Source organism: Rhizobium sp. BT04, from assembly GCF_030053135.1.
GTDB lineage: Bacteria > Pseudomonadota > Alphaproteobacteria > Rhizobiales > Rhizobiaceae > Rhizobium > Rhizobium binxianense.
On record NZ_CP125652.1, the window covers coordinates 3001817 to 3014220 of the forward strand.

Below are 12404 nucleotides of genomic sequence, written 5' to 3' on the forward strand. Positions count from 1 at the left end.
GTCAATGCCGCGGCTTCTACATCTTGTGGATATTGATGATCAGATCAATATCTGTAGTGGTCGGACTTGAACGGGCCCTTCGGCGAGACGCCGATATAGGCAGCCTGTTCCTCAGAAAGCTGAGTGAGCTTCACGCCGAGCTTGTCGAGATGCAGGCGTGCGACCTTTTCGTCGAGATGCTTCGGCAGGATATAGACCTGGTTGGAATACTGGCCGGGCTTGGTGAAGAGCTCGATCTGCGCCAGCGTCTGGTTGGTGAAGGAGGCCGACATCACGAAGGACGGATGGCCCGTCGCATTGCCGAGGTTGAGCAGGCGGCCTTCGGAGAGAAGGATGATGCGGTTGCCCTTGGGGAATTCGATCAGGTCGACCTGCGGCTTGACGTTGGTCCACTTGAGATTGCGCAGTGCCGCGACTTCGATTTCGTTGTCGAAGTGGCCGATATTGCCGACGATCGCCATGTCCTTCATCTCCCGCATATGGTCGATGCGGATGACGTCCTTATTGCCGGTCGTGGTGATGAAGATATCGGCCGAGGAAACGACGTCCTCGAGCAGCACCACTTCATAACCGTCCATGGCAGCCTGCAGGGCGCAGATCGGATCGGCTTCGGTGACCTTGACGCGGGCGCCGGCGCCCGACAGCGAAGCGGCAGAACCCTTGCCGACGTCGCCGTAGCCGCAGACCACGGCAACCTTGCCGGCCATCATCACGTCCGTGCCGCGGCGGATGCCGTCGACCAGCGATTCCTTGCAGCCGTACTTGTTGTCGAACTTCGACTTGGTAACGGAGTCGTTGACGTTGATCGCCGGGAAGGGCAGCAGGCCCTTCTGGCTGAGCTGATAGAGGCGGTTGACGCCGGTCGTCGTTTCCTCGGTGACGCCCTTGATCGCGTCGCGCTGCTTGGTGAACCAGCCCGGAGATGCGGCAAGGCGCTTCTTGATCTGTGCGAAGAGGATTTCCTCTTCCTCGGAATGCGGATGGGACAGCACGTCCTCGCCGGCTTCGGCGCGGGCGCCGAGCAGGATGTACATGGTGGCGTCGCCGCCGTCATCGAGGATCATGTTGGAAAGACCGCCATCGGCCCACTGGAAGATCTTGTCGGTGTAGACCCAATAATCTTCGAGCGACTCGCCCTTGATGGCGAAGACCGGCACGCCGGCGGCGGCGATCGCGGCAGCGGCATGATCCTGCGTCGAGAAGATGTTGCACGAAGCCCAGCGAACTTCGGCGCCGAGCGCCACCAGCGTCTCGATGAGCACGGCCGTCTGGATGGTCATATGCAGCGAGCCGGTGATGCGCGCGCCCTTGAGCGGCTTTGCGTCGCCGAATTCGGCGCGGCAGGACATCAGCCCCGGCATTTCGGTTTCGGCGATCGTAATTTCCTTGCGGCCGAAATCCGCAAGCCCGATATCGGCGACGACATAATCTTTTTCAGTGCTCATAGAGGTCTCCAGGCTGAAAAACGTCTCAAAATTGGCGCAGGCGCGAGATGCCGCGCGATGGATGGGCCGCCTGCTGATGCGTGTCGCCCGGAGGTGTGCAGCGGTTCCGGAATGACGACATGCACAAAAACAGAGAGCTAAGACGCGTCACATGAAGCAAGTTCGCTGCGAACGCGCAGTAGCGCACGGCATGCCCGCCGTTTAGCAGGCTTCGCATGCGAAGGCAATAAGGATATAAAGAAGTCTTTATATGTTTATATGAGCTCGGCCGAGCTCACATCTCTTCGCCGAACTTGTTCTGGATCAGCTGATCCAAAGCTTCCAGCGCTTCGTGCGCCTGGCTGCCGCTCGCCGAGACGACGACGCTCGAGCCGGGGCTTGCCGCAAGCATCATCAGGCCCATGATCGAGGTGCCGCCGACCGTCATTCCGTCCTTGGAAACGGTGATGGCGGCGTCGAAGGTCTCGACCATCTGCACGAATTTGGCGGAGGCGCGCGCGTGAAGACCGCGCTTGTTGATGATGAGGAGTTCCCGGGAGAGCGATGTCATGAAGGGCCGTTATTTTCCGCTGAGCACTCGGCTCGCGACATTGATATATTTCCGCCCGGCTTCGGAAGCCTCCACCAGCGCCTTCTCCATGTTGTTCTCGCCGCGCACGCCGGCAAGCTTGATCAGCATCGGCAGGTTGACGCCGGCAATGACTTCGGTATGGCCGCTGCTCATGACTGAAATGGCGAGATTGGACGGCGTGCCGCCGAACATGTCGGTCAGAATGACGACGCCATGGCCGTCGTCGGCACCGGAAACAGCTTGCAGAATGTCCTGCCGTCTTTGATCCATGTCGTCTTCGGGGCCAATACAGACCGTCTCGATGAATTTCTGAGGACCGACGACGTGCTCGACAGCATGACGAAACTCTTCAGCCAGCTTGCCATGAGTGACAAGCACAAGTCCGATCATGATATTACTGCTCCCATATACGCGAACGGTGGCCCCAATATCGCAATGCAGCAATTACGTCCACCGGTGGCGGCACATCTTGGCTATGAAAAGCCGAAGTGCAAGATAAAAATGCGACTATATAAGGCAGATTGATCAATCCGGAAGGCGTCAATGCCCGATATCAGGTGCTTTTGCCATAAGGATTGCAAGGGGTGAAGGCACGCCTGTGAGCAACCGCAATGCGGGAAGCGAAAAACCGGCGGCAAGGCTGACGATTTCGCCTTCAGGGGGGAGGCGGTTTTCACCGCTGGCGCTGCCCGGAAGCACGGCATAATGCATGGGCGCCCGGCCAATATGATCCAGCCGGACGATGCCGGTGCCGCGAAGTTCGATCAGCCCGGCGATCGGCGGCGGGCATGCGGCGATTACCGTGCCGGCCTCTCCCGACAACAGCACCTGGTCGTCGGCGACCAGCGCCGTGAACAGCCCGAGCCGGCGTGCCTCGGTCATGCAGGTAAAGGCCAGCATCGATTTTCCCCAGCCGGAGGGGCCGCTGAACAACAGCCCCGTCCTGCCGACGACGATCGCCGTCGCATGGATGTTCAGAGCCGCCGTCATGCCGCGGCATCGACGGGCAAAGCGAGGATGAAGCGGGCGCCGAGCACCTGTCCGCCTTCGGCATCGGTGATGTTCTCTGCGCGCAGCGAACCGCCATGGGCTTCGGCGATCTGCCGGCTGATCGACAGGCCGAGCCCCGAATTCTGTCCGAATCCCTCCGATTCCGGCCGGTCCGTATAGAAACGCTCGAAGATGCGATCGATATTTTCCGCCTGGATGCCGGGGCCGTTGTCTTCGATCGTGGTAACGCAGCGCGAACGTGTCCGCACCAGCCGCACGGTGATCTTGCCACCCTTCTCAGGCACGAAGGAGCGGGCGTTCTCGATCAGGTTGGCGATGATCTGACCGATGCGCAGATCGTGGCCGTTGACGACGAAACGCGTCTTGACGTTCGGCTTGCGTTCGATCGCGTATTCGATCTCCACCTGCTTCTTGCTGCTCCTGACCTGGCGTGAAACCTCGATAAGGTCGCGCAACAGCACCTCCATGTCGACGGAACCGGCATCGACACGAGCGAGTTCGGCATCGAGGCGCGAGGCGTCGGAGATATCGCTGATCAGCCGATCGAGGCGGCGGACATCATGCTGGATGACGTCCATCAGCCGCTTCTTGGAATCGTCTGATCGGGCAAGCGGCAGCGTTTCGACGGCGCTGCGCAGCGACGTCAGCGGGTTCTTGAGCTCGTGGCTGACATCGGCCGCGAAACTTTCGATTGCGTCGATGCGGTCGTAGAGGGCCGTCGTCATCTCGCGCAATGCGATGGAAAGATTGCCGATTTCATCCTGGCGGGCGGAAAAGTCGGGAATCTCCTCACGCGCCTTGGCCCCGCGCCGCACCCGGATGGCGGCGGCCGAGAGGCGGCGCAGCGGATTGGCGATCGTCGACGACAGCACCAGGGAAAGCAGCACGTTGACGAGCGTCGCGACACCGAAGACACGCATGATGGCAAGCCGCTCGGCATGAACGATATTGTCGATGTCGCCCGCCTGGGTCGACAGCAGCAGCACACCGAGCACGGCGCGGAAGCGCTGGATCGGCACGGCGACGGAAACGATGAGTTCGCCCTTTTCGGTGGTGCGCACCACCGCGCCGCGCACGCCGGTGAGGGCGTTCATCACTTCGGGATAGATCGAGCCGTCACCACCCGGCGCTTCCTTGTAAAGCGGCAGATTGCCGGGCTGCAGCGCCTTGTTGAACAGGGTGGCGAACCATTCGCTCCAGGTCTGTTTCTCCTCCTCGACCGGCGGCAGATCGAAGCGCAGCACCTGGCCGCGCGAATATAGATGGCGCGAATCGAGCAGCAGATTGGCGTCGGCATCGAAGATGCGGGCGCGTGTGCGCGTCGGCGAGATCAGCCGGCGCAGCACCGGGGCCACCTTCTCGGGATCGATCGGGAATTCGAGGTCTTCGTCGTTCGGCACTGGGGTGATGCTCTGGCCGGCCTGAAGCTCGAGCAGTTTTTGCGGATCGATGGTGATCGAGTTGGTATCGACCGAGGCGGAGGCCGAAACGGCGCCGGCGATAATCTCGCCCTGCGTCAACAGGCTTTCGGCGCGGGCGTCGATCAGCCCCTCGCGAAACTGGTTGAGGTAGAGGATGCCGCCGACGAGCACCACCAGCGCGACCAGATTGAAGAACAGGATCCGCCGCGTCAGGCTCGAAAACACGGCATTGCCGAAGATCCGGCGGATCAGGGTGAAGGGATGCGACCAACGGCGGCCTCGGACGCGACGGGTGCTCACGCCCTCCGCGTCGTCCAGATCCCTTTCCTGCACCAACTGTGCCAATGACAGGCCCTTTCGAAGGGTGGGGCCGGATGGACCGGCCCGCAACCCCTAATTTCCCAAGGCTGAGCCGTTTGGCTCAGGCCGCTTCGCGGAAGCGGTATCCCACTCCGTAGAGCGTTTCAATCATATCAAAGTCGGTGTCGACCATCTTGAATTTCTTGCGCAGCCGCTTGATGTGGCTGTCGATGGTCCGGTCGTCGACATAGACCTGTTCGTCATAGGCTGCGTCCATCAGCGCGTCGCGGCTTTTGACGACGCCGGGGCGCTGCGCCAGCGAATGCAGGATCAGGAACTCGGTCACCGTCAGGGTCACGGCCTCACCCTTCCAGGTGCAGGTATGGCGTTCCTGGTCCATGACCAGCTGGCCGCGTTCCAGCGAGCGGGCCTGCTGCACGGCGCCGGCCTTCGGCGCACCGGCGGGGCTGGTGCCGGCGGCGGCGGCTTCACGGCTGGATGCGCGGCGCAGGACAGCGCGGACGCGCTCGACCAGCAGGCGCTGCGAAAAAGGCTTGGTGATGAAATCGTCGGCGCCCATCTTCAGGCCGAACAGCTCATCGATCTCCTCGTCCTTGGAGGTGAGGAAGATGACGGGAATATCCGACTTCTGCCGCAGGCGGCGCAGCAGTTCCATGCCGTCCATGCGCGGCATCTTGATGTCGAAGATCGCCAGCTGCGGCGGTCGCGCCAGCAGGCCGTCGAGCGCCGAAGCACCGTCCGTATAGGTCTCGACCTTATATCCTTCTGCCTCCAGTGCGATCGACACGGAGGTGAGGATGTTGCGGTCGTCATCAACGAGCGCGATTGTCGGCATGGTGTTGGTCTCCGTCATCAGTGCGCAATCTCCCGGATTTTGCTCTCCCCAGGCGGTCTCAGTGACCGGATGCGCTTATGGAGGATAAAGGTGGAACAAATTGTGGCAAAGATAAAGGGAAAGATTGTCGTAAAATTTTCCGGCAATCATAAGTGGTGCGGTAAAATGTTTCAACGCGCCCACCTAAAACGATTTAAAATTGAGGCAATAAATTTAAATCGATTAAATATTTGATATTACTGCATTTTCTCAAGTTTTGCGTCTTGTGTTTTAAAATTTCTCCCCGTATTTTCGCGCTTAGTTTTAACGGCAACGAGCCTGAGCAAAAGGAACTAGCCATGGAAAAGTTCGGAGTTCATAACCCGGCAACAGAGCTGGCAACGGTCGGATTGGGCGGCGCAGTCAGCGTCCGCTACAACTTTTCCGCCGCAGCGCTCTATGAGGAAGCGATCCGCCGGGGTGAAGCCGAACTGACCGCTCAGGGCGCGCTTCGGGCTCTCACCGGCCAGCACACGGGCCGTTCGCCGCGCGATAAGTTCGTCGTTCGCGACGCCAATACCGATGGCGAAATCTGGTGGGACAACAACAAGCCGATCTCGCCGGAACATTTCGCCCTGCTGCGCGAGGATATGCTGGCGCATGCCGCGGGCAAGGAGCTGTTCGTCCAGGACCTCGTCGGCGGTGCCGAGGAAGGCCACGCCCTGCCGACCCGCGTCGTCACCGAATTCGCCTGGCATTCGCTGTTCATCCGCAATCTGCTGATCCGCCCCGAGGCGGCAGCGCTGCCGACTTTCGTGCCGAAGCTGACGATCATCGATCTGCCGAGCTTCAAGGCCGATCCGGCCCGCCACGGCTGCCGTACGGAAACGGTGATCGCCTGCGACCTTACCAACGGCCTCGTCCTCATCGGCGGCACCTCCTATGCCGGCGAAATGAAGAAATCGGTCTTCACCGTGCTCAACTACCTCCTGCCGGCCAAGGGCGTGATGCCGATGCACTGCTCGGCCAATGTCGGCCCGGATGGTGACGCGGCCGTCTTCTTCGGCCTTTCCGGCACGGGCAAGACGACGCTTTCGGCCGATCCGGCCCGGACGCTGATCGGCGATGACGAACATGGCTGGAGCGAAAACGGCATCTTCAACTTCGAAGGCGGCTGCTACGCCAAGACCATCCGCCTCTCGGCCGAGGCCGAGCCGGAAATCTATGCGACGACGCAGCGCTTCGGCACCGTGCTCGAAAACGTCGTGCTCAACGACCGCCGCGAGCCGAATTTCGATGATGGATCGCTGACCGAAAACACCCGCTGCGCCTATCCGATGGATTTCATCCCGAACGCCTCGGAAACCGGCCGCGCCGGGCATCCAAAGACGATCATTATGCTGACCGCCGATGCCTTCGGCGTCATGCCGCCGATCGCCCGTCTGACGCCCGATCAGGCAATGTACCACTTCCTCTCCGGCTACACCGCCAAGGTGGCCGGCACCGAAAAGGGTGTCGTCGAGCCGGAAGCGACCTTCTCGACCTGCTTCGGCGCGCCCTTCATGCCGCGGCATCCGGCTGAATACGGCAATCTGCTCAAGGAACTGATCAGCCGCCACGGCGTCCAATGCTGGTTGGTGAATACCGGCTGGACCGGCGGCGCCTATGGCACCGGCAAGCGCATGCCCATCAAGGCAACGCGCGCGCTTCTCGCTGCCGCCCTGGCCGGCGAACTCGGCAATGTCGAATTCCGCGCCGATCCGAATTTCGGCTTTGCCGTGCCGGTCTCGGTCAACGGTGTCGACGGCAGCATTCTCGACCCGCGCTCGACCTGGGCCGACAAGGCAGCCTATGACGCGCAGGCCGAAAAGCTGGTCTCGATGTTCATCGCCAACTTCGCCAAGTTCGAAAACCACGTCGACGGCGGCGTCCGCGACGCGGCCCCCGGCGTGAAGGTAGCCGCAGAATAAAAGCGAGATCTCTGACTCACGTGAAACCCGGCATCGCAGAATGCCGGGTTTTTGCTGCCGTTGGACGATATTTCCAATTCGCCGCCGATGTGAGATAGATCGCCGCATGGCCAGCGACGCGCTCTATATCGACGACAGGATCACCATCGCCGGATGGGAGTTGACGGAACAGTTCGTTCTGGCGGGCGGTCCCGGCGGGCAGAACGTCAACAAGGTTTCGACCGCGGTCCAGCTGTTCTTCAACATCCCGAATTCACCCTCCCTCAACGATCGCGTCAAGGCCAACGCGGTCAAGCTCGCCGGCCGGCGCCTGTCGAAGGACGGCGTGCTGATGATTGAGGCGAGCCGCTTTCGCAGCCAGGACCGCAACCGCGAGGATGCGCGCGACCGGCTGAAAGAACTGATTCTGGAGGCCGCCAAGCCGCCGCCGCCGCCGCGCAAGAAGACCAAGCCGACCAAGGGTTCGGTCGAACGCCGTCTGAAGGAAAAATCCGGCCGCTCGGAAGTCAAGAAGATGCGCGGCCGTCCTGGCGGCAGCGGCGGCGAATGATATGCCGGAGCTTTTGAGCGGCATCCGCCATCTCCCCGGCTATCTTGACCGGCCGCGCCAAGAGGCGCTGGTCGAGGTGATCCGCACGGTCGTCACTGAGGCGCCGCTCTATGTGCCCGCCATGCCCGGGACCGGCAAGCCGATGTCGGTGCGCATGACCAATTGCGGGCCGCTCGGCTGGGTGACGGACAAGCAGCGCGGCTATCGCTACCAGTCGACGCATCCGGCAACCGGCAAGCCCTGGCCTGACATGCCGCAGCAATTGCTCGATATCTGGAATGACGTTGCCGGTTACGACAAGCCGCCGGAAGCCTGCCTCGTCAATTTCTACTCCGACGACGCGCGCATGGGCCTGCACCAAGACAAGGATGAACAGGACCTGAAGGCCCCGGTTGTCTCGATCTCGCTCGGCAACAGCTGCCTCTTCCGCGTCGGCGGCCTCAAACGCAATGATCGCACGCTATCCTTCAAGCTTTCGAGCGGCGATCTGGTCGTTCTGGGCGGCGAGGGAAGGCTTTGTTTCCACGGCGTTGACCGTATTCATCCGGCGACGTCGACGCTGCTGAAGAATGGCGGCCGCATCAATCTGACGCTGCGCCGCGTCAATCCGCCGAGCTGATCGTCAGCGCAGGATCGCCTGCTATAGTTTCCGCAACGCGACCTGCTCGATCAGGTGATCCTTGCCTTTTTTCAGGATGAGATCGGCGCGCGGCCGCGTCGGCAGGATGTTCTGCCGCAGGTTCTTCAGGTTGATATTCCCCCAGAGATCCTCGGCGATATCAAGCGCTTCCGCGTCACTGATCGAGGCGTAGCGATGGAAATAGGAATTCGGATCGCGGAAGGCCGTCTCGCGCAGCCGCATGAAGCGCGTGACGTACCAGTTGTGGATCTGGTCTTCCGCGGCGTCGATATAGATCGAGAAGTCGAAGAAGTCGGAGACCATCGGCACAATCTTGCCGCCGGCCGGCAGGTCGCGCGATTGCAGGACGTTGATGCCCTCGAAGATCAGGATGTCGGGCCGGTCGACGATCTTGTATTCGTCCGGCAGCACGTCGTAGACGAGGTGCGAATAGCTGGGAGCCTTGACATCCGGCTGCCCGGCCTTGATCGCCGAGAGAAAACGCAGGATCGCAGCCGTGTCGTAGCTTTCCGGAAAACCCTTGCGCTGCATCAGCTTTCGCCGCTGCAGCACGGCGTTCGGATGAAGGAAGCCGTCGGTGGTGACGAGATCGACCTTCGGGCTGGAAGGCCAGCGGCCCAGGAGCTCCTTGAGGATACGGGCGGTGGTCGATTTTCCCACTGCGACCGAGCCGGCGATGCCGATGACGAAGGGCGTCTTCGTCACATCGGACAGGCTGAGGAAGCGGTTGCGCTGTTCGAACAGCATCTGCGAGGATTCGACATGGGCCGACAGCAGCCGCGACAGCGACAGATAGATGCGCCGGACTTCGTCGAGATCGATCGGGTCGCCCATCGAACGCAGCCGCTTGACCTCGTCGCTGGTCAGCGTCAACGGCGTGTCGGCGCGGAATTTCGCCCATTGTTCGGAAGAGAAGAAGTGATAGGGCGAATAGGATTCCGACTGGAAGTGATCCAACGTTTCCGGCACCCCGATAATCTCAGTCGCGATACTCATGAACTCTGCCGGTTGGCCTTTTCCTTGAGGCCGGACTGCGCGGTTCTGCGCTCGAGTTCGGCCATGACATTCTCTAACGGTATTTCAGCAATCTTCAATACGACCAATAGGTGATAGAGCAGATCGGCGGCTTCATAGGTCAGATTGTCGCGGTCGCCGGTTACCGCCGCCATCACGGCTTCGATCGCCTCTTCGCCGAGCTTCTTCGCCGCCTTCGACTGGCCGGCGGCCACGAGCTTCGCTGTCCAGGATTGCTCCGGTGAGGCTTTCGACCGCTCCGCGACGATGCTTTCGAGATCGGCAAGGGAAAATCCGCTCATAGGTCCGCTTTCAACTTCAGTCGAGACGCATGTCGATGCCGCACTTCGACATATAGTGCTTCGCCTCGCCGACGGAATAGGTGCCAAAGTGGAAGATCGATGCGGCGAGAACGGCATTGGCATGGCCCTCCTTCACCCCGGCGACGAGATCGTCGAGGTCGCCGACGCCGCCCGAGGCGATGACCGGCACGCGCACCGCATCGGCAATCGCCCGTGTCAATTCCAGATCGTAGCCGACCTTGGTGCCGTCGCGGTCCATCGACGTCACCAGCAGTTCGCCGGCGCCGCGTGCCACCATCTTCTGGGCGAATTCGACGGCATCGATGCCGGTCGCGTTGCGGCCGCCATGCGTGTAGATTTCCCAGGCGCTGAGATTGTCGCCGCCGACCGCCTGCGTGCGCCGGCGCTTGGCGTCGATCGAGACGACGATGCACTGGTCACCGAACTTGTCGGCCGCTTCGGCGACGAAATCGGGATTGCTGACCGCTGCCGAATTGATCGAGACCTTGTCGGCGCCGCACAGCAGCAGCTTGCGGATATCGGCGATGGTTCTCACCCCGCCGCCGACCGTCAGCGGCATGAAGCATTGGTCGGCCGTGCGCGACACGACATCGAAGATCGTCTCGCGATTGTCCGAGGAAGCAGTGATGTCGAGGAAGCAGAGCTCGTCGGCGCCGGCCGCATCATAGGCCTTCGCGGCTTCGACGGGATCGCCGGCATCGACGAGATTGAGAAAGTTGACGCCCTTGACGACACGGCCGTCCTTGACGTCGAGGCAGGGGATGACACGGGCTTTGAGGGTCATTTACGCGGTCTCCCTTGCCTTACTGGCCTTGATCAGCGCCAGCGCTTCCGCCGGATCGATCCGGCCGTCATAAAGCGCGCGACCCGAAATCGCCCCTTCCAGCTTCTGCGCGTCAGGCTGCAGCATGCGCTTGATGTCTTCTATGGAGGCAAGGCCGCCGGAGGCGATGACGGGGATGGAGACGGCATCGGCAAGCGCCAGCGTCGAACTCCAGTTGATGCCGGCCAGGATGCCGTCCCGGTCGATATCGGTATAGATGATCGCGCTAACGCCGGCGCCCTCGAACTTTTTGGCAAGCTCGATGATCCCGAGCTCGGAAGCCTCCGCCCAGCCTTCGACCGCCACCTTGCCGCCCTTGGCGTCGATGCCGACGGCGACGTGGCCCGGAAATTTCCGGCAGGCCTCGATGACCAGATCAGGATTCCGGACCGCGACGGTGCCGAGAATGACGCGCCGCAGCCCGCGCGACAGCCAGGCCTCGATATGATCGAGCGTGCGGATGCCGCCGCCGAGCTGCACAGGATTATCAGTCGCCTTCAGGATCGCCTCGACGGCATCGCCATTGGCCGAATGTCCCGCAAAGGCGCCGTCGAGATCGACCACATGCAGCCATTCGAAACCCTGGTCTTCGAAGGATTTCGCCTGGGCGGCCGGATCGGTGTTGTAGACCGTCGCCTGCTGCATGTCGCCGAGCTTCAGGCGGACGCATTGGCCGCCCTTCAGGTCGATCGCGGGAAAAAGGATCATGTCGTCTTACGTCCGTAAAGTGGTCGGTACCATCAGCGCATTCCACGCATCTACGATATCCGAGCGAAAAAAGACAGCGGCAATGGTGGCCGCGCCGAAAAGCAGAAGAAGGAGCAGGGCGACGGTAAAACCGGCGCGCACCTGGCGCCAGAAACCGAGGCGCTTCCTCATCGATTTCTCGACGTCGCGCACCTTTCGCAGCGCCTCGCTGTTGACGGCGGCGAGACGAATTTCCGGCTCCATCGCCTCCACATAGGTTTCAGCATAACTCGAAAGAATCTGCGAAGCGCGGTCGCGCAGCGTATTGCGCAGGTCGGTCGAGAGATAATTGCTGCTGACGGCGGCCAGCTCGGCCTCGTTGGGTGAACGGCCGGCATTGCTTTTGCGGTAGCTGAGGACGAAATCGCGCTTTTGCCGTTCGTAGAGTGCGTAGGCAAGCAGGCCGATCAGATCGTCCTCGCCCTCGATATAGAATTCCAGCACGGCTTCAGTGATGTCGCCGGCGCTGATGCCGTTGGCGCGCAGCTGGGAATTCTCGTTGCCGGCAAGGAAGTCATGGATCATCGGTCCAGCCTTTCTTTCAATGCCCTGGCTGCATTGGAAAGCGCTCTTTTGTGAACAGTCTCATCGACACGGCGGACGATCGTTCCGTCGGGAAGCCGGATGTCGGAGAAGGGAGGCAGGCCTTCTCTGGAGGGTCTCAGCGTATAGAACACCTTGCCTGATTTCCGCGACTCCCGCATCGAGCGCACTCCTGTTCCGCCGTTTCCATAAAGGAGAAATAAGGCGGCGG

15 protein-coding genes are annotated in these 12404 nt (G+C 61.4%); 3 read left to right on the forward strand and 12 right to left on the reverse strand.

The window, feature by feature from the left end:
* Window positions 1-44: 44 nt before the first annotated feature.
* The 6 genes from ahcY to QMO82_RS22990 all read right to left on the reverse strand — a co-directional run bounded on the left by ahcY (window position 45) and on the right by QMO82_RS22990 (window position 5604).
* Entirely contained in the window at window positions 45-1445 is a 1401-nt protein-coding gene (gene ahcY, locus QMO82_RS22965) for an adenosylhomocysteinase (protein ID WP_183608398.1), read from the reverse strand.
* Window positions 1446-1719: 274 nt separating this feature from the next.
* Entirely contained in the window at window positions 1720-1995 is a 276-nt protein-coding gene (locus tag QMO82_RS22970) for an HPr family phosphocarrier protein (protein ID WP_183608397.1), read from the reverse strand.
* 9 nt (window positions 1996-2004) lie between these two features.
* Complete coding sequence (locus tag QMO82_RS22975) at window positions 2005-2406, reverse strand: PTS sugar transporter subunit IIA (protein ID WP_004672623.1); 402 nt, start codon at window positions 2404-2406, stop codon at window positions 2005-2007.
* A gap of 150 nt (window positions 2407-2556) precedes the next feature.
* Window positions 2557-3006: an HPr kinase/phosphorylase gene (locus QMO82_RS22980; protein WP_183608396.1), complete on the reverse strand. Its 450-nt coding sequence runs from the start codon at window positions 3004-3006 to the stop codon at window positions 2557-2559.
* Window positions 3003-4793 (reverse strand): sensor histidine kinase, encoded by a 1791-nt coding sequence (locus QMO82_RS22985; RefSeq protein ID WP_183608395.1) that lies wholly within the window; start codon window positions 4791-4793, stop codon window positions 3003-3005. The genes QMO82_RS22980 and QMO82_RS22985 overlap by 4 nt, the downstream gene beginning before the upstream one ends.
* 76 nt (window positions 4794-4869) lie before the next feature.
* On the reverse strand, window positions 4870-5604 hold the full coding sequence (locus tag QMO82_RS22990; protein ID WP_188947094.1) for a response regulator transcription factor: 735 nt from the start codon (window positions 5602-5604) through the stop codon (window positions 4870-4872).
* A gap of 338 nt (window positions 5605-5942) precedes the next feature.
* Here QMO82_RS22990 and QMO82_RS22995 point away from each other — a divergent pair, with 338 nt between their 5' ends.
* From QMO82_RS22995 to QMO82_RS23005, 3 genes are all read left to right on the forward strand, one after another.
* Entirely contained in the window at window positions 5943-7553 is a 1611-nt protein-coding gene (locus tag QMO82_RS22995; RefSeq protein WP_183608394.1) for a phosphoenolpyruvate carboxykinase, read from the forward strand.
* Window positions 7554-7659: 106 nt separating this feature from the next.
* Window positions 7660-8103, forward strand: a complete 444-nt coding sequence (gene arfB / locus QMO82_RS23000) for an alternative ribosome rescue aminoacyl-tRNA hydrolase ArfB (protein ID WP_183608393.1) — start codon at window positions 7660-7662, stop codon at window positions 8101-8103.
* A 1-nt stretch (window position 8104) separates the two neighbouring features.
* Entirely contained in the window at window positions 8105-8722 is a 618-nt protein-coding gene (locus tag QMO82_RS23005; RefSeq protein WP_183608392.1) for an alpha-ketoglutarate-dependent dioxygenase AlkB, read from the forward strand.
* A 21-nt stretch (window positions 8723-8743) separates the two neighbouring features.
* Here the strand turns inward: QMO82_RS23005 and coaA are convergent, their stop codons facing one another.
* From coaA to QMO82_RS23035, 6 genes are read right to left on the reverse strand one after another with little or no spacing between them, the layout of a single operon-like run.
* Entirely contained in the window at window positions 8744-9739 is a 996-nt protein-coding gene (gene coaA, locus QMO82_RS23010; protein ID WP_183608391.1) for a type I pantothenate kinase, read from the reverse strand.
* Window positions 9736-10059: a phosphoribosyl-ATP diphosphatase gene (locus tag QMO82_RS23015; protein WP_183608390.1), complete on the reverse strand. Its 324-nt coding sequence runs from the start codon at window positions 10057-10059 to the stop codon at window positions 9736-9738. The genes coaA and QMO82_RS23015 overlap by 4 nt, the downstream gene beginning before the upstream one ends.
* A 16-nt stretch (window positions 10060-10075) precedes the next feature.
* On the reverse strand, window positions 10076-10864 hold the full coding sequence (gene hisF / locus QMO82_RS23020; protein ID WP_003583297.1) for an imidazole glycerol phosphate synthase subunit HisF: 789 nt from the start codon (window positions 10862-10864) through the stop codon (window positions 10076-10078).
* Complete coding sequence (gene hisA / locus QMO82_RS23025; protein WP_183608389.1) at window positions 10865-11611, reverse strand: 1-(5-phosphoribosyl)-5-[(5-phosphoribosylamino)methylideneamino]imidazole-4-carboxamide isomerase; 747 nt, start codon at window positions 11609-11611, stop codon at window positions 10865-10867.
* Window positions 11612-11617: 6 nt separating this feature from the next.
* A complete protein-coding gene (locus QMO82_RS23030) occupies window positions 11618-12175 on the reverse strand; it encodes a hypothetical protein (RefSeq protein WP_183608388.1) in 558 nt (185 codons plus the stop codon).
* Complete coding sequence (locus QMO82_RS23035; RefSeq protein WP_183608387.1) at window positions 12172-12354, reverse strand: hypothetical protein; 183 nt, start codon at window positions 12352-12354, stop codon at window positions 12172-12174. Before QMO82_RS23035 ends, QMO82_RS23030 begins: the two co-directional genes overlap by 4 nt.
* Window positions 12355-12404 lie beyond the last annotated feature (50 nt).

Coding starts and splice junctions, on each gene's coding strand:
- ahcY (WP_183608398.1), bottom strand. CDS start 1,445: ATGAGCACTGAAAAAGATTATGTCGTCGCCGATATCGGGCTTGCGGAT.
- QMO82_RS22970 (WP_183608397.1), bottom strand. CDS start 1,995: ATGACATCGCTCTCCCGGGAACTCCTCATCATCAACAAGCGCGGTCTT.
- QMO82_RS22975 (WP_004672623.1), bottom strand. CDS start 2,406: ATGATCGGACTTGTGCTTGTCACTCATGGCAAGCTGGCTGAAGAGTTT.
- QMO82_RS22980 (WP_183608396.1), bottom strand. CDS start 3,006: ATGACGGCGGCTCTGAACATCCATGCGACGGCGATCGTCGTCGGCAGG.
- QMO82_RS22990 (WP_188947094.1), bottom strand. CDS start 5,604: ATGCCGACAATCGCGCTCGTTGATGACGACCGCAACATCCTCACCTCC.
- QMO82_RS22995 (WP_183608394.1), top strand. CDS start 5,943: ATGGAAAAGTTCGGAGTTCATAACCCGGCAACAGAGCTGGCAACGGTC.
- arfB (WP_183608393.1), top strand. CDS start 7,660: ATGGCCAGCGACGCGCTCTATATCGACGACAGGATCACCATCGCCGGA.
- QMO82_RS23005 (WP_183608392.1), top strand. CDS start 8,105: ATGCCGGAGCTTTTGAGCGGCATCCGCCATCTCCCCGGCTATCTTGAC.
- coaA (WP_183608391.1), bottom strand. CDS start 9,739: ATGAGTATCGCGACTGAGATTATCGGGGTGCCGGAAACGTTGGATCAC.
- QMO82_RS23015 (WP_183608390.1), bottom strand. CDS start 10,059: ATGAGCGGATTTTCCCTTGCCGATCTCGAAAGCATCGTCGCGGAGCGG.
- hisF (WP_003583297.1), bottom strand. CDS start 10,864: ATGACCCTCAAAGCCCGTGTCATCCCCTGCCTCGACGTCAAGGACGGC.
- hisA (WP_183608389.1), bottom strand. CDS start 11,611: ATGATCCTTTTTCCCGCGATCGACCTGAAGGGCGGCCAATGCGTCCGC.
- QMO82_RS23030 (WP_183608388.1), bottom strand. CDS start 12,175: ATGATCCATGACTTCCTTGCCGGCAACGAGAATTCCCAGCTGCGCGCC.
- QMO82_RS23035 (WP_183608387.1), bottom strand. CDS start 12,354: ATGCGGGAGTCGCGGAAATCAGGCAAGGTGTTCTATACGCTGAGACCC.